Origin of the sequence: Modestobacter sp. DSM 44400 (assembly GCF_900107175.1) — a bacterium.
Lineage (GTDB): Bacteria > Actinomycetota > Actinomycetes > Mycobacteriales > Geodermatophilaceae > Modestobacter.
The window spans coordinates 1-17871 of the sequence record NZ_FNOZ01000002.1; the positions used below are offsets into that span (position 1 = coordinate 1).

General features: G+C 72.1%; 16 protein-coding genes and 1 rRNA gene. 6 read left to right on the plus strand and 11 right to left on the minus strand.

All coding sequences use genetic code 11. The features are described 5' to 3' along the window. The 11 genes from BLW04_RS02275 to argC all read right to left on the minus strand — a co-directional run. Positions 1-286: ribosomal RNA gene (locus tag BLW04_RS02275) — 16S ribosomal RNA — on the minus strand; the annotation flags it as partial. Positions 287-627: 341 nt separating this feature from the next. After that, positions 628-1920 (minus strand): tyrosine--tRNA ligase, encoded by a 1293-nt coding sequence (gene tyrS / locus BLW04_RS02280; RefSeq protein ID WP_091536888.1) that lies wholly within the window; start codon positions 1918-1920, stop codon positions 628-630. Beyond that, positions 1917-2588 (minus strand): DNA-3-methyladenine glycosylase, encoded by a 672-nt coding sequence (locus tag BLW04_RS02285; protein WP_091536891.1) that lies wholly within the window; start codon positions 2586-2588, stop codon positions 1917-1919. The genes tyrS and BLW04_RS02285 overlap by 4 nt, the downstream gene beginning before the upstream one ends. After that, complete coding sequence (gene argH, locus BLW04_RS02290; RefSeq protein ID WP_091536893.1) at positions 2588-4033, minus strand: argininosuccinate lyase; 1446 nt, start codon at positions 4031-4033, stop codon at positions 2588-2590. Before argH ends, BLW04_RS02285 begins: the two co-directional genes overlap by 1 nt. Then, positions 4030-5244: an argininosuccinate synthase gene (locus tag BLW04_RS02295; RefSeq protein ID WP_091536894.1), complete on the minus strand. Its 1215-nt coding sequence runs from the start codon at positions 5242-5244 to the stop codon at positions 4030-4032. The genes argH and BLW04_RS02295 overlap by 4 nt, the downstream gene beginning before the upstream one ends. Continuing rightward, entirely contained in the window at positions 5241-5786 is a 546-nt protein-coding gene (locus tag BLW04_RS02300) for an arginine repressor (protein ID WP_091536896.1), read from the minus strand. Before BLW04_RS02300 ends, BLW04_RS02295 begins: the two co-directional genes overlap by 4 nt. Then, positions 5783-6727 carry an ornithine carbamoyltransferase gene (gene argF / locus BLW04_RS02305; RefSeq protein ID WP_091536897.1) on the minus strand — a complete coding sequence of 315 codons (945 nt, stop codon included), beginning with the start codon at positions 6725-6727 and terminating at the stop codon, positions 5783-5785. The genes BLW04_RS02300 and argF overlap by 4 nt, the downstream gene beginning before the upstream one ends. Beyond that, positions 6724-7908: an acetylornithine transaminase gene (locus tag BLW04_RS02310; RefSeq protein WP_091536899.1), complete on the minus strand. Its 1185-nt coding sequence runs from the start codon at positions 7906-7908 to the stop codon at positions 6724-6726. Before BLW04_RS02310 ends, argF begins: the two co-directional genes overlap by 4 nt. Further along, positions 7905-8927, minus strand: coding sequence for an acetylglutamate kinase (gene argB, locus BLW04_RS02315; protein WP_091536901.1), 1023 nt, complete (start codon positions 8925-8927; stop codon positions 7905-7907). The genes BLW04_RS02310 and argB overlap by 4 nt, the downstream gene beginning before the upstream one ends. Further along, complete coding sequence (argJ, locus tag BLW04_RS02320; protein ID WP_091536902.1) at positions 8924-10075, minus strand: bifunctional glutamate N-acetyltransferase/amino-acid acetyltransferase ArgJ; 1152 nt, start codon at positions 10073-10075, stop codon at positions 8924-8926. The genes argB and argJ overlap by 4 nt, the downstream gene beginning before the upstream one ends. Then, positions 10072-11112, minus strand: a complete 1041-nt coding sequence (argC, locus tag BLW04_RS02325; RefSeq protein WP_091536904.1) for an N-acetyl-gamma-glutamyl-phosphate reductase — start codon at positions 11110-11112, stop codon at positions 10072-10074. The genes argJ and argC overlap by 4 nt, the downstream gene beginning before the upstream one ends. A 137-nt stretch (positions 11113-11249) precedes the next feature. On the opposite strand from argC, the gene BLW04_RS02330 reads away from it, so the two are divergent. The 6 genes from BLW04_RS02330 to acs all read left to right on the plus strand — a co-directional run bounded on the left by BLW04_RS02330 (position 11250) and on the right by acs (position 17801). After that, on the plus strand, positions 11250-12362 hold the full coding sequence (locus BLW04_RS02330) for a sensor histidine kinase (RefSeq protein WP_091536906.1): 1113 nt from the start codon (positions 11250-11252) through the stop codon (positions 12360-12362). 39 nt (positions 12363-12401) lie between these two features. Continuing rightward, positions 12402-13136 carry a LytR/AlgR family response regulator transcription factor gene (locus tag BLW04_RS02335; protein WP_091536908.1) on the plus strand — a complete coding sequence of 245 codons (735 nt, stop codon included), beginning with the start codon at positions 12402-12404 and terminating at the stop codon, positions 13134-13136. Then, positions 13133-13498, plus strand: coding sequence for a hypothetical protein (locus BLW04_RS02340; RefSeq protein WP_217630800.1), 366 nt, complete (start codon positions 13133-13135; stop codon positions 13496-13498). The genes BLW04_RS02335 and BLW04_RS02340 overlap by 4 nt, the downstream gene beginning before the upstream one ends. Positions 13499-13502: 4 nt before the next feature. Beyond that, entirely contained in the window at positions 13503-15023 is a 1521-nt protein-coding gene (locus BLW04_RS02345) for a sodium/solute symporter (protein WP_091536909.1), read from the plus strand. A gap of 157 nt (positions 15024-15180) precedes the next feature. Beyond that, entirely contained in the window at positions 15181-15834 is a 654-nt protein-coding gene (locus BLW04_RS02350) for an acetate uptake transporter (RefSeq protein ID WP_091536911.1), read from the plus strand. Further along, complete coding sequence (acs, locus tag BLW04_RS02355; RefSeq protein ID WP_091536912.1) at positions 15831-17801, plus strand: acetate--CoA ligase; 1971 nt, start codon at positions 15831-15833, stop codon at positions 17799-17801. Before BLW04_RS02350 ends, acs begins: the two co-directional genes overlap by 4 nt. Positions 17802-17871 lie beyond the last annotated feature (70 nt).

The window sequence follows — 17871 nt, forward strand, 5'->3', positions numbered from 1 at the left end:
CTACCCGTCGTCGCCTTGGTGGGCCGTGACCCCACCAACAAGCTGATAGGCCGCGGGCCCATCCCCAGCCGATGAATCTTTCCACCACCAGACCATGCGGTCAGCGGTCACATCCGGTATTAGCACCAATTTCTTGGAGTTATCCCAGAGCTGAGGGCAGGTTGCCCACGTATTACTCACCCGTTCGCCGCTAGGGCACCACCCCGAAGAGTGGGCCTCGCTCGACTTGCATGTGTTAAGCACGCCGCCAGCGTTCGTCCTGAGCCAGGATCAAACTCTCCGTAGATGATTTGATCGCAGCTGAGACCGAGAGTTGACACTCTCGTTCAATCAACCAAAGGAACCCACCGAATCCAAAGACCCGGATAGGGATTTGTTACTTGGCACTGACTTTCGGCACGCTGTTGAGTTCTCAAGGAGCGGACGCGCACGGAACCGGACCCCCAGGGTCGTCGTCCGCAGCTTGTGTTGTCCTACTCGGCGCCCGGGCCCGGCCTCGCGGTCGTTCCCGGCGCAGAGAGAAAGTTACGTGGCTCGACGGGAGGTGTCAAACCCGGGGGGTCGTGACGCGCGCCACCCGGTGGAACGCGGCGGACACACGGAGATCACCTTCCGTGAGAGCTGAGGTCAGCCCGCTGTCGGGCCCAACCGGTGAACCCCCGCGACTGTTCGGCGACCACGGCGCAGGACCAGCCAGCCCCCCGGGAGCCAGTCCGACTCCGCCGGCACCGCCTCCGCGTCGGTCACCCGCTCGTTGTTGAGGTAGGCCCCGCCCTCCTTCACCGTGCGGCGGGCCTCGGACAAGCTGGAGACCAGACCGGACAGCTGCAGCAGTTGCGCCACCGAGGGGGTCGGGCCGGTCAGCTCCTGCGCACCGGCCTCCCGCAGCGCGGCATCCAGGGTGCCGGCGCCGAGGTCGGCCAGCTCGGCCCGCCCGAACAGCGCCCGCCCGGCCGCCTCCGCCTGAGCCAGCTCCTCCGGCCCGTGCACCAGGAGGGTGAGCTCCTCGGCCAGCGCCCGCTGGGCGGCCCGCGACGCCGGCCTCTCCTCCGACTCGGCGATCAGCGCCGCCACCTCCTCGGCCGGGCGTTCGGAGAACAAGGGCAGCCAGGTCCGCGCGTCGATGTCGTCGAGGTTGAGCCAGTACTGGAAAAAGGCGTAGGAGCTGGTCAGCTCCGGGTCCAGCCACACCGACACGCCCTCGGTCTTACCGATCTTCTTGCCGTCGGCAGTGGTGATCAGCGGTGTCGCCAGGGCGTGCACCGACGTCCCGTTGGTGCGGCGGACCAGGTCGACGCCGGCGGTGATGTTGCCCCACTGGTCGGATCCGCCGCTCTGCAACGTGCAGCTGTGCCGGGTGAACAGCTCACGGTAGTCGTTGGCCTGCAAGATCTGGTAGCTGAACTCGGTGTAGCTGATGCCGGCGTCGCTGTTGAGGCGCACGGACACCGCTTCCTTCGCCAGCATCCGGTTGACCCGGAAGTGCTTGCCGAGGTCCCGCAGGAAGTCGATGGCTGACAGGGGCTGGGTCCAGTCCAGGTTGTCGACGTAGATGGGTGCGGGCAGTCCCCGCTCGGCCGCGGGCAGATCGAGGAAGGGCGCCACCCGCCGACGGATCCGGTCCACCCAGCCGGCGACGGTGTCCCGGTCGTTGAGCTGCCGCTCCGCGGACTCCCGCGGGTCGCCGATCAGCCCCGTCGCCCCGCCCACCAGCACGATTGGCTGATGCCCGGCCCGCTGCAGCTCCCGCAGCACCATGAACTGGATCAGATGCCCGACGTGCAGGCTCGGCGCGGTCGGGTCGAAGCCGCAGTAGTAGGTGACCGGCCCCTCGGCGAGGTGTGCGCGCAGCGCCTCCTCGTCGGTGCTGAGGGCGATCAGCCCACGGCGGTGCAGCTCGTCGATCACGTCGGGGGTCACGGCGGACCATCCTGCCTGGCACTCCCCCGCCGGGGCTTCCCACCCGCCCGGAACACGCTCACCGAGGGCGCATCGGTCGCCCAGAACCGCCAGGGCAGTTCGGCGGCGACGCTGATCCCCACGCGTGGTCCGACCGACACGGCGGTCGGTGGGCTGCCAGCGTGCAGCCGCACCGGCGAGGCTGGGTCGAGCAGGTCCGTGCCCCGGTCGTCCGGCCCGATGGCGAGCGCCTGGGTCAACCGGGCCGGGCCCCGGGCCAGGTCGCGCGCGGTCCGGGCCGCCGGCCGGCGGGCCCGTGCCAGCTCCTCCCCCACCGCCACCTCACCGGCGCGCATCAGGGCCGCCGACCCCCGCCCCGCGGGACCGACCACGATGTTGGCGCACCAGTGCACGCCGTAGCTGAAGTAGACGTAGAGCCGCCCGGGCGGGCCGAACATGATCTCCGCCCGCGGGGTCGGCCCTCGGTGGGCGTGCGACGCGGGGTCCTCCCCCGCACCCGAGTAGGCCTCCACCTCGGTCAGCCGCAGCGCCACCCGCCCCTCCGGGCGGTCGGTGACCACCCAGCAGCCGAGCAGCGAGGGGGCCACGACGTCGACCGGCCCGAGCAGGTCCTTCTCGGTGAGGAGCGGACCCGGCTCGGACCTGTCGGACGGCGGGACGTCGGCCATCACAGAACGGCGGCCACCGGCGAGGACGACGCCCAGGCGGTGTGCCGGCGCGCCAGCTCGGCGAGTGAGGCGAGCTGCTCGGCGACCCGGATGGGCGCGGTCCCCCCGCGGGTGTTGCGGGCGGCCAGCGCTCCCGGCACCGACAGCACCGACCGGACGTCGGGAGTCAGCCGCTCGTCGATCGCGGCCAGCTGCTCGTCGTCGAGTTCGTCGAGCTCCAGGCCGGCCTCCTCGCAGAAGGCCACCATCGCCCCGCTGATCTCGTGCGCCGACCGGAACGGCACCCCGGCCGACACCAGCCACTCGGCGACGTCGGTGGCCAGCGCAAAGCCCTGCGGAGCCGCGGCCTCGACGACCTCCGGGCGCAGGGCCAGCGTGGCCACCATGCCGGTGACCGCCGGCAGCAACAGGAGCAGCTGCTCGACGGAGTCGAAGACCGGCTCCTTGTCCTCCTGCAGGTCACGGTCGTAGGCCAGCGGCAGGCCCTTGAGCATCGTGAGCAGGCCGGTCAGGTTGCCGACGAAGCGGCCGGCCTTGCCCCGGGCCAGCTCGGCGATGTCCGGGTTCTTCTTCTGCGGCATGATCGAGGACCCGGTCGCCCAGGCATCGTCCAGCCGCGCCCAGCCGAACTCGGTCGACGTCCAGAGCACGACCTCTTCCCCCAGCCGGGACAGGTGCACGCCGAGCAGGGCCGCGACGAAGCAGAACTCGGCGGCGAAGTCCCGGTCGCTCACCGCGTCGATGCTGTTGTCCGCCGCCCGGTCGAAGCCGAGCTCGGCGGCCACGGCGTCGGGGTCCAGTGGCAGTGACGAGCCGGCCAGCGCACCGGAGCCCAGCGGGCTCACCGCCGTCCGCCGGTCCCAGTCCTGCAGCCGGTCGACGTCGCGGGTGATCGCGTGCGCGTGGGCCAGCAGCTGGTGAGCGATGAGCACCGGCTGGGCGTGCTGCAGGTGGGTCATGCCCGGCGCGGGCACGTCGCGGTAGCGCATCGCCAGCCCGACGAGGGCGTTCTCCAGGTGTGCCAGTTCCCCGGCCAGCGCGCGCACGTTGTGCCGTAGGTACAGCCGCAGGTCGGTGGCCACCTGGTCGTTGCGAGAGCGCCCGGCACGCAGCTTGCCGCCCAGCGTGCCCAGCTTGTCCAGCAACCCCCGCTCGAGTGCCTCGTGCACGTCCTCGTCGGCCTCGATCGGCGCGAACGTACCGTCGACGACCTCGACGGAGAGCTCGGTGAGGGCACCGACCATGGCGGCCAACTCGTCGGCGTCCAGCAGCCCGGCCCGGTGCAGCACCCGTGCGTGCGCCCGGGAGCCGGCCAGGTCGTAGCGCGCCAGCCGCCAGTCGACGTCCGTGGACTTGGACAGGGCAGCCATCGCCGCCGACGGCCCGCCGCCGAAGCGGCCGCCCCACAGCCGGGTGGAAGGCGAGGTGGAGGCGTCCGAGGTCACGCCGGGGCCCCACCGGACAGCCGCTGGTCGCGCGCCGTGGCCAGCCTGGAGGGCATCCCCCAGAGCTGGACGAAGCCCTTGGCCAGCCGCTGGTCGAAGGTGTCGCCGGTGTCGTAGGTGGCCAGGTTGAAGTCGTACAGCGAGGCCTCGCTGCGCCGGCCGGTGACGACCGCGCGGCCACCGTGCAGCGTCATCCGGACCTCGCCGGTGACCTGCTGCTGGGACTCGGCGAGGAACGCGTCCAGCGCCCGCTTAAGCGGGGAGAACCACAGACCGTCGTAGACCAGCTCGGCCCAGCGCTGTCCGACGGTCCGCTTGAACCGGGCCAGGTCACGCTCGACGGTAACCGCCTCCAGCTCCTGGTGGGCGGTGATCAAGGCGATCGCGCCGGGAGCCTCGTAGACCTCGCGGCTCTTGATGCCCACGAGCCGGTCCTCGACCATGTCCAGCCGGCCGACGCCCTGGGCGCCGGCGCGGGTGTTCAACTGCTCGATGGCCTGCAGCATGGTGACCGGCCGGCCGTCGATGGAGGTCGGCACACCGGCGGTGAAGCCGATGGTCACCTCGTCGGCCTCCCGCGGGACGGCGGGGTCGGCGGTGTACTCGTAGAGGTCCTCGACGGGGCCGTTCCAGATGTCCTCAAGGAAGCCGGTCTCCACCGCCCGACCCCAGACGTTCTGGTCGATCGAGTAGGGAGACTTCTTGGTGGTCTGGATCGGCAGGCCGCGCTCCTCGGCGAAGGCAATCGCCTTGTCCCGGGTCATGCCGGAGTCGCGGACCGGGGCCAGCACCTCCAGGTCCGGGCCGAGCGCGCCGATGCCGACCTCGAAGCGGACCTGGTCGTTGCCCTTGCCGGTGCAGCCGTGGGCCACCATCGAGGCGCCGTGGTACTTCGCCGCGGTGACCAGGTGCTTGACGATCAGCGGCCGGGACAGCGCGGAGACCAGCGGGTAGCGGTCCATGTAGAGGGCGTTGGCGTGCAGCGCGGGGAGGCAGTACTCGTCGGCGAACTCGGCGCGCATGTCGGCGACGATGGACTCCACGGCGCCGCAGTCCAGGGCGCGCTGACGGATGACGTCCATGTCCTCGCCGCCCTGGCCCACGTCGCCGGCGACAGCGATCACCTCGGCGCCGGTCTCCTCGGCGATCCAGCCGATGGCCACGGAGGTGTCCAGGCCGCCGGAGTAGGCGAGGACGACACGATCGGTCACGGTGCACTCTCTTCCACGTTGTTGTCCGTCCAGCTGAGGTCGATGGGCGGGGCCGACGCGCGCTCGGCGAGGGCGCGCAGGCGGTCGGCCAGGGCCGGCCCGCCGTCAGGCTGCCGGGAGACGACCATCAGCGTGTCATCCCCCGCGATGGTGCCCAGCACGTCGGGCAGGCCGACTTTGTCCAGCGCGGAGGCGAGAAACTGCGCGGCCCCCGGCGGCGTGCGCAGCACCGCGAGGTTGGCGCTGCCCTCGGCGCTGGTCAGCAGGTCGGCCAGCATCCGGGTCAGCCGGGCCGGCGACGACTGCGCCGGCCGCAGCGGGGCGTTCTCCGGCGGCAGCACGTAACTGGCCGGGGCGCCGTCAGAGCCGCGCAGCTTGACCGCGCCGAGCTCCTCCAGGTCCCGCGAGAGCGTGGCCTGGGTGACCTCGACGCCGGACTCGGCGAGCAGCCGGGCCAACTGGGTCTGGGAGGTGATCGGGACGACCGTGATCAGCTCGGTGATCCGCGCGTGCCGGGCCGACCGGGTCAGCGTGGTGGTCACCCCGATCGCTCCAGCAACCACACCAGGAGGGCCTTCTGCGCGTGCAGCCGGTTCTCCGCCTCGTCCCAGACCGCGCTCTGCGGCCCGTCGATGACCTCCGCGGCGATCTCCTTGCCTCGGTAGGCAGGCAGGCAGTGCAGGACGACCGCGTCGGACGCGGCGCGGGCCAGGGCCGGCTCGTCGACGGCGTAGGGCAGGAACGGCGCGATGCGGGTGTCGTACTCGGCTTCCTGGCCCATCGACACCCAGGTGTCGGTGACCAGGACGTCGGCGCCGTCAGCCGCGGCGGCCGGGTCGACGGTCCACTGCACCGAGCCGCCGGTGTCGGAGGCGATCTCCCCGGCCCGCTTCAACACCGCGGGGTCGGGCTGGAATCCCTCGGGCGAGCCGATCCGCACGTGCATCCCGGCCAGCGCGCCGCCCAGCAGGTAGGAGTGCGCCATGTTGTTGGCGCCGTCGCCCAGGTAGCTGAACGTCAGCCCGGTCAGCTCCCCGCGCCGCTCGGCGACGGTCTGCAGGTCGGCCAGGATCTGGCACGGGTGGTAGGAGTCGGTGAGCGCGTTGACCACCGGCACCCGGCTCACCGCGGCCATCGCGTCCAGCCGGTCCTGGCCGAAGGTGCGCCACACTATCGCGGCGACCTGCCGGTCGAGCACCCGGGTGGTGTCCTCGACCGGCTCGCCGCGGCCCAGTTGACTGGTGCCCGCGTCGATGACCAGCGGCTGCCCGCCCAGCTCGGTGACGCCGACGGAGAAGGACACCCGGGTGCGGGTCGAGGGCTTGTCGAACAGCACCGCGACCGTGCGGGGCGTGCCGTTGGACGCCCGCAGCGGTGTCGGTGCCGCCGCGGTGTGCCGGCTGGCCTTGAGTTCGGCGGCCAGCGCCAGGACCTCGGCCTGCTCGTCCGGGGTGAGGTCGTCGTCCCTGGTGAAGTGCCTCATGAGTCGACCATCGCGGCATCCAGGGCGGCGGGGAGCGCCGCCACGAAGGCGTCGATCTGCGCGTCGGTGAGCACCAGTGGCGGCGCCAGCCGGACGACGTCCGGCGCGACGCCGTTGGTCAGGAAGCCGGCGGTGCGCAGCTGCGCCTCGACGGCGGCGGCCACCGGCGCGGTGAGGACGACGCCGAGCAGCGCCCCCCGCCCCCGGACGCCGGAGACCCCGGCGTGCCCCAGCCCCTCGATGCCGGCGGTGAACCGGTGCTCGATCTCCTTGGCCCGCTCCAGCAGCCCCTCGTCGCGGATGGTGTCCAGTACGGCCAGGGCGGCCGCGGCGGCGATCGGGTTGCCGCCGAAGGTGGAGCCGTGGGCGCCGGCCTGCATGAGCTCCGCGGCGTCCCCGAAGGCCAGCGTGGCGCCCAGCGGCAGGCCGCCACCGAGGGCCTTGGCCAGCGTGATCACATCCGGCTGCAGACCGTCGGCCTGATGGGCGAACCAGTGCCCGGTACGGCCGGTGCCGGTCTGCACCTCGTCGACGGCGAACAGCGCCCCGGCGGCGTGCGCGGCCGACTCCGCGGCGGCGAGGTAGCCGGCCGGGGCGGGCAGTACGCCGCCCTCACCGAGCATCGGCTCGAGCAGCACCATCGCCGTCCGCTCCCCCACCGCCGCGCGGAGCGCATCGGCGTCGCCGTACTCGACGAACTGCACGCCGCCGGGCAGCGGGGCGAACGCCTCGGCCTTGCCCGGCTGGCCGGTGAGCGCCAGCGCGCCCATGGTCCGCCCGTGGAAGGAGCCGAGCGCGGTGACCACCTCGGGCCGCCCGGTCAACCGGCTGATCTTGAAGGCGGCCTCGTTGGCCTCGGCGCCGGAGTTGCAGAAGAACACCCGGCCGGGGCGGCCCACCAGTTCCAGCAGCCGCTCGGCGAGCCGCACCCCCGGCTCGTGCATGGCCAGGTTGGACACGTGGCCCAGCGTCTGGGCCTGGGTGGTGATCGCTTCGACCACCTTCGGGTGGGCGTGGCCCAGGATCGTGGTGGCGATGCCGCCCAGCAGGTCGCTGTACTCGCGACCGTCGACGTCCCAGACCGTCGCGCCCGCGCCGCGGGCCAGGGCCACCGGCGGGGTCCTGTAGTTGCCCATCATCACGGCCGACCAGCGAGCGGCCAGCTCCTCGGTGTGCGTCATGGCGCTGTCCCCTCCTCCTGGATCGGTCCTGCGTGTGGTGGTGCGGCCGGGACGACCATCGTCCCGGTGCCCTCGGTGGTGAACATCTCCAGCAGCAGGGCGTGCGGCAGCCGGCCGTCGACGACGGTCGCGCGCGCCACCCCGCCCTCCACCGCCCGCAGGCAGGCGGCCATCTTCGGGATCATCCCGGCGTCCAGGGTCGGGAGGATCTCGGCCAGCTCGGCGGCGTCGATCTGCTCGACCAGCGAGTCGCGGTCGGGCCAGTCGGCGTAGAGCCCCTCGACGTCGGTGAGCACGACGAGCTTCACCGCACCCAGCGCCACCGCCAGCGCGGCGGCGGCGGTGTCGGCGTTGACGTTGTGCACCCGGCCGGCGGCGTCCGGGGCGACCGTGGCGACCACCGGGATGTGGCCGGCCTCGATCAGCGCGGTCACCGGGGTGGGGTCGACCGCGACCACGTCCCCGACCAGGCCGACGTCCACCGGCTCGCCGTCCACGATCGCGTGTGTGCGCGCCGCGGTGAACAGTCCGCCGTCCTCACCGGACAGGCCCACCGCCAGCGGACCGTGGGAGTTGATCAGCCCGACGACCTCCGGGCCGATCTGTCCGGTGAGCACCATCCGGACGACCTCGATGGACTCCTCGGTGGTGACCCGCAGGCCGCCGCGAAACTCACTCGCGATGCCCAGCCGGTCCAGCATGCTGCTGATCTGTGGCCCGCCGCCGTGCACCACGACCGGGTGGATGCCGCAGGTGCGGAGGAAGACCATGTCCTCGGCGAAGGCGCGGCGGCACTCCTCGTCGACCATGGCGTGGCCGCCGTACTTGACCACCACCACGTGGCCGTGGAACTCCTTGAGCCACGGCAGTGCCCCGGTGAGGACGGCGACCTTCGCGGCGTCGCCGGCCGGGTCGTCGGTGCGCATGACCCGCGTGGTGCCGACCTTGCGCTTCGGCAGGGCCGGCGGGGTCTCGTCGGGGGCGACGTCGGGCGGGGTGGGGTCCTGTGCGGTGCTCATGTCGAGTACGCCGAGTTCTCGTGCACGTAGGCGATGGACAGGTCGTTGGTCCAGATCGTGGCCTGCTCGCTGCCGGCCCGCAGGTCGACGTCGATGGTGACCGCCCTTCCGATGAGGTCGACGCCCTCCCGGGGGTCACCAATCCCGCCGCCGCGGCAGACGGTGACGCCGTTGATGGCCACGTCGACCTGGTCGGCCTCGAAGGCGGCGTCGGTCGTGCCGATCGCGGCGAGCACCCGGCCCCAGTTGGGGTCGTTGCCGAACAGTGCGGTCTTGAGCAGGTTGTTGCGCGCGCAGGCCCGGCCGGCGGTCAGCGCGTCGGCCACGCTGGCGGCGTTGCGGACGGTGATCGCGATGTCCTTGGTCGAGCCCTCGGCATCGGCCAACAGCTGCATCGCCAGGTCCAGCGCCGCGGCGTCGAGCGCCTCGGCGAACTCCTCGGCGCTCGGTGTCACGCCGCTCGCGCCGCTGGTCATCAGCAGCACGGTGTCGTTGGTCGACAGGCAGCCGTCGGAGTCGACCCGCTCGAAGCTGAGGCTGGTGGCCGTCGTGAGTGCGGCCCCGAGCAGGTCGGCAGGGACGACGGCGTCAGTGGTCAGGACGACGAGCATCGTGGCCAGCGACGGCGCCAGCATGCCCGCGCCCTTGGCCATCCCGCCGACGCTCCACCCGTCGCGCTGCTGGACGGTCGTCTTGGGCACCGAGTCGGTGGTCATGATCGCCCGGGCGGCATCCGGGCCGCCGTCCCTGCTGAGGGCCTTCGCGGCCGCGGTGATCCCAACGGTGAGCCGGTCCATCGGCAGCCGGGTGCCGATCAGGCCGGTCGAGGCGACCGCGACGTCGATCGCGCCCATCCCGAGCTCGGCCGCGACGTGCTCGGCGGTGGCGTGGGTGTCGCCGAAGCCCTCCGGGCCGGTGCACGCGTTGGCGCCGCCGGAGTTGAGCACGACGGCCCGGACCCGACCGGCGCCGAGCACCTGACGGCTCCACTGCACCGGTGCGGCCGGGAAGCGGTTGGTGGTGAAGACCGCGGCCGCGGCGTCGTCCGGACCGTCGTTGACGACCAGCGCGACGTCCGGGTCGCCGGAGGACTTGAGGCCGGCGGCGGCCCCGGCTGCCCGGAACCCCTGCGGATGTGTGGTGCTCACGGCGCAACTCCTACGGTCGGCAGACCGGTGGTCTCGGGGATACCGAGGGCGAGGTTGGCGCACTGCAGGGCGGCGCCGCCGGTGCCCTTGGTCAGGTTGTCCACGGCGGCGACGACGACCAGCCGGCCGGCGTCGGGGTCCACCGCCACCTGGAGCACGACGGTGTTCGCGCCGAGCACGGCGGCCGTGGTCGGCCACTGGCCCTCGGGCAGCAGGTGCACGAACGGCTCGTCGGCGTAGGCCTTCGCGTACGCCGCGCGGGCCGCCTCGGCGTCCACGCCAGGGGCCAGCGGCGCGGAGCAGGTCGCCAGGATGCCCCGGCTCATCGGCACCAGCGTCGGGGTGAAGCTCACCGTCACCGGTCCGCCGGCGGCCAGCGAGAGGTTCTGCACCATCTCCGGGGTGTGCCGGTGCACGCCCCCGACGCCGTAGGCGCTGGCAGAGCCCATCACCTCACTGCCGATCAGATGGGTCTTGGCCGACTTGCCGGCGCCGGACGTACCGCTGGCCGCGACCACGACGACGTCGGGAGTGACCAGGCCGGCGGCGAGCGCCGGGGCCATCGCCAGGGTGACCGACGTCGGGTAGCAGCCCGGGACGGCGATCCGCTTCGCGCTGCGCAGCTGCTCCCGCAGGCCGGGTAGCTCCGGCAGGCCGTAGGGCCAGGTGCCGGAGTGCTCGCCGCCGTACCAGCGCGCCCACGCGGCGGGGTCGTTCAGCCGGTGGTCGGCGCCGCAGTCGATGACCAGGGTGTCGTCGGGGAGCTGCGCCGCGATGGCCGCCGACTGCCCGTGCGGAAGGGCCAGCACGACGACGTCGTAGCCGGCCAGCGACGCCGGGTCGCTGGGCTGCACCACCATGTCGGCGTAGGGCAGCAGGTGGGGCTGGGACTCACCGAGGCGTCGGCCGGCGCTCGATGCTGCGTGCACCCCGGCCAGCTGCAGCTGCGGGTGCGCGGCCAGCAGCCGGCACACCTCACCGCCCGCGTACCCGGTAGCGCCGGTGACCCCCACCGTCCACGTCCGTCCATCCGTCACGGTGCATCATCATGCATTGTTATGCATTGCCGTGCAAACCGACCCGGTCCTGCCCGTCGTAGGCGCGGGCCGCAAGGCCGGGGGCGTCCGATGGATGATCGTCCCGTCGGACACCGCGCGACGAGCAAGAGGCGACGATGGCACTGCTGCGACGACGCGACCTCGGATCGAGGTCGAACCAGGCCACGTTCGACACGCTGCACACCGTCAGCCTGATCGCGCCGGCCCTGCGCGAAGGACTGACCGGAGCCGGCGCGCACCGGGCCGTGAAGCAGTTGCGCACGCTGCTGGGCGTCACCGCTGTCGCGTTGACCACCGATGTGACGGTGATCGGGCTGGACGGCGGGAACCACCGGCACGGGGCAACCGCACTGGAGCACGCCGCCGAGGTGTTGCGGACCGGGAAGACGACCGTCCACCGGTCCCGGCAGTTGTCCTGCGGCTCGGCCGACTGCGACGTCCGGGCCGTGGTCGCAAGCCCGCTGGTCGAGGGCGGTTCGGTGGTCGGGGCGCTGGTTGCCTACGGCCCGTCGTCCGGAGCCCTGTTGGTCCGGGCCGTCGACGAGGTCTCCCGGTGGGTGTCGACCCAGCTGGAGCTGGCCGCGGCCGACCGCCAGCACAGCCGCGCCGTGGAAGCGGAGCTGCGGGCGCTGCGGGCGCAGATCAGCCCGCACTTCATCTACAACGCGCTGACCGCCGTCGCTTCCTTCACCCGCACCGACCCCGACCGCGCGCGCGAGCTGTTGCTGGAGTTCGCCGACTTCACGCGCTATGCGCTGCGCAGCGGTGGCCAGCTGGCCACGGTGGGCGAGGAGATACGCAACACCGAGCGGTACCTGGTGCTGGAGCAGGCCCGTTTCGGCGAGCGGCTCGCGGTCCTGCTGCGGGTCGCGCCCGAGGTGCTGCCGGTCACCGTTCCGTTCCTGGTGATCCAGCCGCTGGTCGAGAACGCCGTGCGGCACGGCCTGGAAGGGGCGTCCGGGCGGGTCACCGTGACGATCACCGCTGCCGACGACGGCACCGATGCCCGCCTCACCGTCGAGGACGATGGCGCGGGCGCCTCGGCGGCCGCGATCCGCGACAGCCTCGAACGCGCCGGCCGGGCCGGCCCGGACACCCGCGGCATGGGGCTGGGCAACGTCGACGCCCGGCTGCGGTCGGTGTTCGGCGACCCCTACGGACTCGTCGTGGAGACGGCGCCGGGCGCCGGTACCAAGGTGACCGTCCGCATCCCGAAGTCGCTCGCGTGACCCTGTGCGGGGCCAGTACGTCCCTGTAACGTGCGCCACATGTCCGTCCTGGCGGAGGCTGCCTGCAGCCTGCGGGTCCTCGTCGTGGACGACGAGGCGCCGGCCCGGTCGGAGCTGGCCTATCTGCTCAGCTGCGACACCCGGATCTCCTCGGTCCGCTGCGCGGCCAGCGCCGCGGAGGCCCTCGAGATCTCCGCCGCCGAGCCCGTGGATGCCGTCTTCTGTGACATCAAGATGCCGGGCATGGACGGCATCGCGCTCGCCCGCATCCTGGGCAGCTTCGCCCACCGCCCGCAGATCGTCTTCGTCACCGCCTATGACGAGCATGCGGTGGACGCCTTCGAGTTGCGCGCCGTCGACTACGTGATGAAACCGGTGCGCGCCGGCCGGGTGGCCGAGGCGGTCCGCCGGCTCTACCCCTCGCCCGACCGTGCTGACGACCCCGACGAGACCGTCCCGGTGGAGCTGGCCGGCGTCACCCGGTTCGTGCGCCGGTCCCAGGTCCGCTTCGTCGAAGCGCAGGGCGACTACGCGCGCCTGCACACCGCTGCCGAGAGCCACCTGGTGCGGATGTCCCTGGCCACCCTGGAGCAGCGGTGGCCCGACTTCGTCCGGATCCACCGCAGCACGCTGGTCTCCCTCGCCCATGTGCGGGAGCTGCGGATGGACGACGGGCGCTGCACGGTCGGTCTGGACGGCGTGGAGCTCGCCGTGAGTCGCCGGCACACGCGGGAGCTGCGGGAACGGCTGATGCACCGGAGCAGTCCGGCATGACGGCGCGGGTCCGGATCACCCATCCCCGAACCACCGCCGCGCGCTCGGTGCCGGTCCGTCCGCCGGCCCGGGAGATCGACGAGCTGACCGCGCTGGGTGAGCTCTACCTGGCGTCCCTGATGCGCAGCCAACGGCGGGCGGCGTTCGCCGGCTGCGCCGGAACCATCGGCCTGTTGCTCGCCGTAGCCGTGGCCACCGCGGAGTTCAGCTCCTGGGGGCACGTCACGGTGCTCGGCATCGCGCTGCCCTGGATCCTGGTCGGGATCGCGGTCTACCCCGTCCTCGGTGGCATCGGGTTCCTCGCCGTCCGGCTGGCCGAACGCAACGAGCGGGCGTTCGCCGCGCTGATGCACCAGCGCTGAGGCGATGGCACACCAGGCCTGGTCGGTCGTCGGCGTCCTGCTCGTCACCGTGGTGACCCTCGCGGTCGGCAGCCTCGGCATGCGCCGGTCGCACACCCTCGGGGATTTCTACGTCGCCTCGCGGTCGGTCACCCCACGGTGGAATGCCGCCGCGGTCAGCGGGGAGTACCTGTCCGCGGCATCCTTCCTCGGCATCGCCGGCCTGCTGCTCACCTACGGCTTCGACATGCTCTGGTACCCGGTCGGCTACACCGCGGGTTACCTGATCCTGCTGGCTCTCGTGGCGGCGCCGCTGCGCCGCTCGGGGGCATACACCGTGCCCGACTTCGCGCAGATCCGGCTGGGCTCGGTCGCTGTGCGCCGGACCGCCAGCGTGCTGGTGGTGCTGATCGGCTGGTTGTACCTGGTACCGCAGCTGCAGGGCGCGGCGCTCACGCTGTCAGCGCAGACCGGGGCGCCGGGGTGGGCCGGGGGCCTGCTCGTCTGCATCGTGGTGCTCATCAACGTGGCGATAGGCGGCATGCGGTCCATCACCTTCGCCCAGGCGGTCCAGTACTGGATGAAGCTCACCGCCCTCCTGGTGCCGGCCGTCGTGCTCGGCGCGGTATGGCACGCGCGGCACGATCGGTTGCCCGAGGCTGCCGACGGCTGGCTACAGCCGCTGGGGTCGGGACTGGAGCACCCGCTCTATGCGACGCTGTCGTTGATCGTGGCGATCTGCCTGGGCACGATGGGACTGCCCCATGTGCTCGTCCGCTTCTACACGAACCCGGACGGACGGGAAGCCCGCCGCACGGCGCTGATCGTCATCGGCCTGTTGTCGGTCTTCTACCAGCTGCCCACCGTGTTCGGCGTCCTCGGTCGCCGGTACCTGCCCGAACTGGCCGGTGGCCGCTTGGCGGATGCGACGGTTCTGCTGTTGCCCGAACGGATGCTTCCCGGCCTGCCCGGTCAGCTGCTCGGGGGTCTGGTCACCGCCGGAGCGTTCGCCGCCTTCCTGTCGACCGCTTCCGGGCTGACGGTGTCCGTGGCGGGCGTCCTGGCTCAGGACGCAGGAGCGCGTCACAGCCGGACCTCGCGGATCAACCGGTTCCGCGGAAGCGCACTGGTCTCCATCGCCCTGCCGTACGCCCTCAGCCTCACCGGAGCGCGACTCGGGCTGGCCGCGGTCGTCGGGCTCGCCTTCGCCCTGGCGGCCTCCACCTTCTGCCCGCTGCTGGTGCTGGGCATCTGGTGGCGGGGTCTCACCGATGTCGGAGCGCTGGTCGGACTCCTCACCGGCGGCCTGATCGCGGGCTCCGCAGTGCTCATCACGCTGGTCGGGCCCGGCCGCCACGGGTGGCCGGGAGTGCTGCTGTCCCAGCCGGCTGCGTGGGTCGTGCCCCTCGTGTTCGCCGTGATGATCGGCGGCTCGCTGCTCACCCGCTCCCGCATCCCGCCCGACGTGAGCCGGGTGCTCATCCGGTTGCACGCACCGGAGTCGATGGCCGCCGACCTGCCCTCGCTCGACCGATCGGCGCGCTGAGCCTGCCGCTGGGCGCAACGACCCGCCCGCTCACCCGCGCGGATGGTGCGGTGGCCGATCGCTGCTTCCGCGACGCCACCGGCGCTGCCAGCGTGAACGCACATAACGGCCCCGAGCCGCTGAATGCGCGGCGGGCCGCAGCGAAGGGAGCACGAACATGGCACGAACGACCGACACGGCAGACACACCGGGAAGGGCAGCGGCACCGCAGCGGGACGAGGCCGTCAGCACGCCGGCCAGCGTATCCGCCGGTTTCGCCGATCCCGGACCGCTGGGCCTGGCAGGCTTCGCGGCGACGACGTTCTTCCTGTCCACCGTCAACGCCGGGCTGCTGCCCGGCACGGTCGAGGCCGTCGTCCTCGGGCTGGCCTTCTTCTACGGCGGCCTGGCGCAGTTGCTCGCCGGCATGTGGGAGTTCGTCAAGGGCAACACGTTCGGCGCGTTGGCCTTCACCTCGTATGGTGCGTTCTGGCTGTCCTTCTGGTACCTGGTCACCCACCTGCCGGCGGACGCGCCGGCCACCGACGTCAGCCACGCCGTCGCCACGTACCTGCTGGTCTGGACCATCTTCACCGCGTACATGCTGGTCGCGTCGTTCCGGACCTCCGGGATCCTCGTGGCCGTGTTCGCGGTCCTGACCCTGACATTCCTCTTCCTCACCATCGCCGACTACAGCGGGATGGCGTGGCTGACCAGGGTGGGTGGCTGGCTGGGCCTGGTGACCGCGGTGCTGGCCTGGTACGCCTCGTTCGCCGGCGTCCTGAACTCCACGGCCAAGCGCGTCGTCCTGCCGACGTTCCCGCGCTCATGAGCGAGACCCTGTCGAACCTGTCGCGGGAGGATCGGCGGTTTCCCCCGGCGGCGGAGTTCGTCGCGCAGGCCAACGTGAGCGAGTCCGCCTACACCGAGGCGTCAGCCGACCGGCTCGCCTTCTGGGAGACCCAGGCCCGCCGGCTGACCTGGGACCAGCCGTGGGAACAGGTTCTGGACTGGTCGAACGCACCGTTCGCCCGCTGGTTCGTCGGCGGCCGGCTGAACGTCGCCTACAACTGCGTGGACCGGCACGTCGAGGACGGCCACGGTGACCAGGTCGCCTACCACTGGGAAGGGGAACCGGGCGACACCCGCACGATCACCTACGCCCAGCTGAAGGACGCCGTGTGCCGCGCGGCCAACGCCCTGCAGGAACTCGGTGTGCGCACCGGCGACCGGGTCGCGATCTACCTGCCGATGATCCCCGAGACGGTCATCGCGATGCTCGCCTGCGCCCGGCTCGGCGCGCCGCACACGGTGGTGTTCGGCGGCTTCTCCTCCACCGCCCTGTCCGACCGGATCATCGACTGCGATGCGCGGGTGGTCATCACCGCCGACGGCGGCTACCGCCGCGGCGCGCCCGCCGCGCTCAAGCCGGCCGTGGACGAGGCACTGGAGAAGTGCCGGGACGTCCGCGCCGTCCTGGTGGTGCGGCGCACCGGACAGGACGTCGCGTGGACCGAGGGCCGCGACCGGTGGTGGCACGACCTGGTCGACGGGCAGTCGGTCGACCATGAGCCCGAGGCCTTCGACGCCGAGCATCCGCTCTACGTCATGTACACCTCGGGCACGACCGGGCGACCGAAGGGCATTCTGCACACCAGCGGCGGCTACCTGACCCAGGTCGCCTACACCCACTCGGCGGTGTTCGACCTCAAGCCCGACGACGACGTCTACTGGTGCGGTGCGGACATCGGCTGGGTGACCGGGCACAGTTACATCGTCTACGGGCCGCTGGCCAACCGGGCCACCTCCTTCCTCTACGAGGGGACCCCGAACACCCCGGACGAGGGCCGCTGGTGGCGGATGATCGAGCAGTACAAGATCTCGATCCTCTACACCGCGCCGACCACGATCCGGACGTTCATGAAGTGGGGCGAGGAGATCCCGGCGCGCTCGGACCTGTCCTCGCTGCGCCTGCTGGGCTCGGTCGGTGAGCCGATCAACCCCGAGGCCTGGATCTGGTACCGGCGGGTGATCGGCGGGGACCGCACCCCGGTGGTGGACACGTGGTGGCAGACCGAGACGGGCGCGATCATGATCAGCCCGCTGCCGGGGGTGACGGCCACCAAGCCGGGCTCGGCCACCCGGGCACTACCGGGGATCGGCGCGGACGTCGTGGACAACGACGGCACCCCGGTGCCCAACGGGGGCGGGGGTCTCCTCGTGCTCACCGAGCCGTGGCCGGCGATGCTGCGCGGCATCTGGGGTGATCCCGAGCGGTACCAGGAGACGTACTGGTCACGGTTCGCCGACCAGGGCTTCTACTTCGCCGGCGACGGGGCCAAGAAGGACGAGGACGGCGACCTGTGGCTGCTGGGCCGGGTGGACGACGTGATGAACGTGTCCGGTCACCGCATCTCCACCACGGAGGTCGAGTCGGCGCTGGTGTCCCATCCGAGGGTGGCCGAGGCCGCCGTGGTCGGGGCCAACGACCCCACCACGGGGCAGGGCATCGTCGCCTTCGTGATCCTGCGCGGTGGCGGCCCGACCGAGGAGGCCGAAGGGCAGGAGCTGGTGGGCGTCCTGCGCGAGCACGTGTCCCGGGAGATCGGTCCCATCGCCAAGCCCCGGCAGGTCATGATTGTCGCGGAGCTGCCCAAGACCCGCAGCGGCAAGATCATGCGTCGGCTGCTCCGCGACGTGGCCGAGCACCGTGACCTGGGCGACGTCACCACGCTCACCGACTCGACGGTGATGGACCTGATCACCGAGAAGCTGCCGGCCGCGCCCGCAGAGGACTGACGCTGCCCCGTCGGCGCTGCACAGGGTCCCGACCCGCCCCGACCGCGGGCACCGGACAACCGGTGCCCGC

Excerpts from the sequence above, each read along its gene's own strand:
- BLW04_RS02285 (WP_091536891.1), bottom strand. The coding sequence starts at position 2,588 with ATGGCCGACGTCCCGCCGTCCGACAGGTCCGAGCCGGGTCCGCTCCTC.
- argF (WP_091536897.1), bottom strand. The coding sequence starts at position 6,727 with ATGAGGCACTTCACCAGGGACGACGACCTCACCCCGGACGAGCAGGCC.
- BLW04_RS02310 (WP_091536899.1), bottom strand. The coding sequence starts at position 7,908 with ATGACGCACACCGAGGAGCTGGCCGCTCGCTGGTCGGCCGTGATGATG.
- argB (WP_091536901.1), bottom strand. The coding sequence starts at position 8,927 with ATGAGCACCGCACAGGACCCCACCCCGCCCGACGTCGCCCCCGACGAG.
- BLW04_RS02330 (WP_091536906.1), top strand. The coding sequence starts at position 11,250 with ATGGCACTGCTGCGACGACGCGACCTCGGATCGAGGTCGAACCAGGCC.
- BLW04_RS02335 (WP_091536908.1), top strand. The coding sequence starts at position 12,402 with ATGTCCGTCCTGGCGGAGGCTGCCTGCAGCCTGCGGGTCCTCGTCGTG.
- BLW04_RS02340 (WP_217630800.1), top strand. The coding sequence starts at position 13,133 with ATGACGGCGCGGGTCCGGATCACCCATCCCCGAACCACCGCCGCGCGC.
- BLW04_RS02345 (WP_091536909.1), top strand. The coding sequence starts at position 13,503 with ATGGCACACCAGGCCTGGTCGGTCGTCGGCGTCCTGCTCGTCACCGTG.
- BLW04_RS02350 (WP_091536911.1), top strand. The coding sequence starts at position 15,181 with ATGGCACGAACGACCGACACGGCAGACACACCGGGAAGGGCAGCGGCA.
- acs (WP_091536912.1), top strand. The coding sequence starts at position 15,831 with ATGAGCGAGACCCTGTCGAACCTGTCGCGGGAGGATCGGCGGTTTCCC.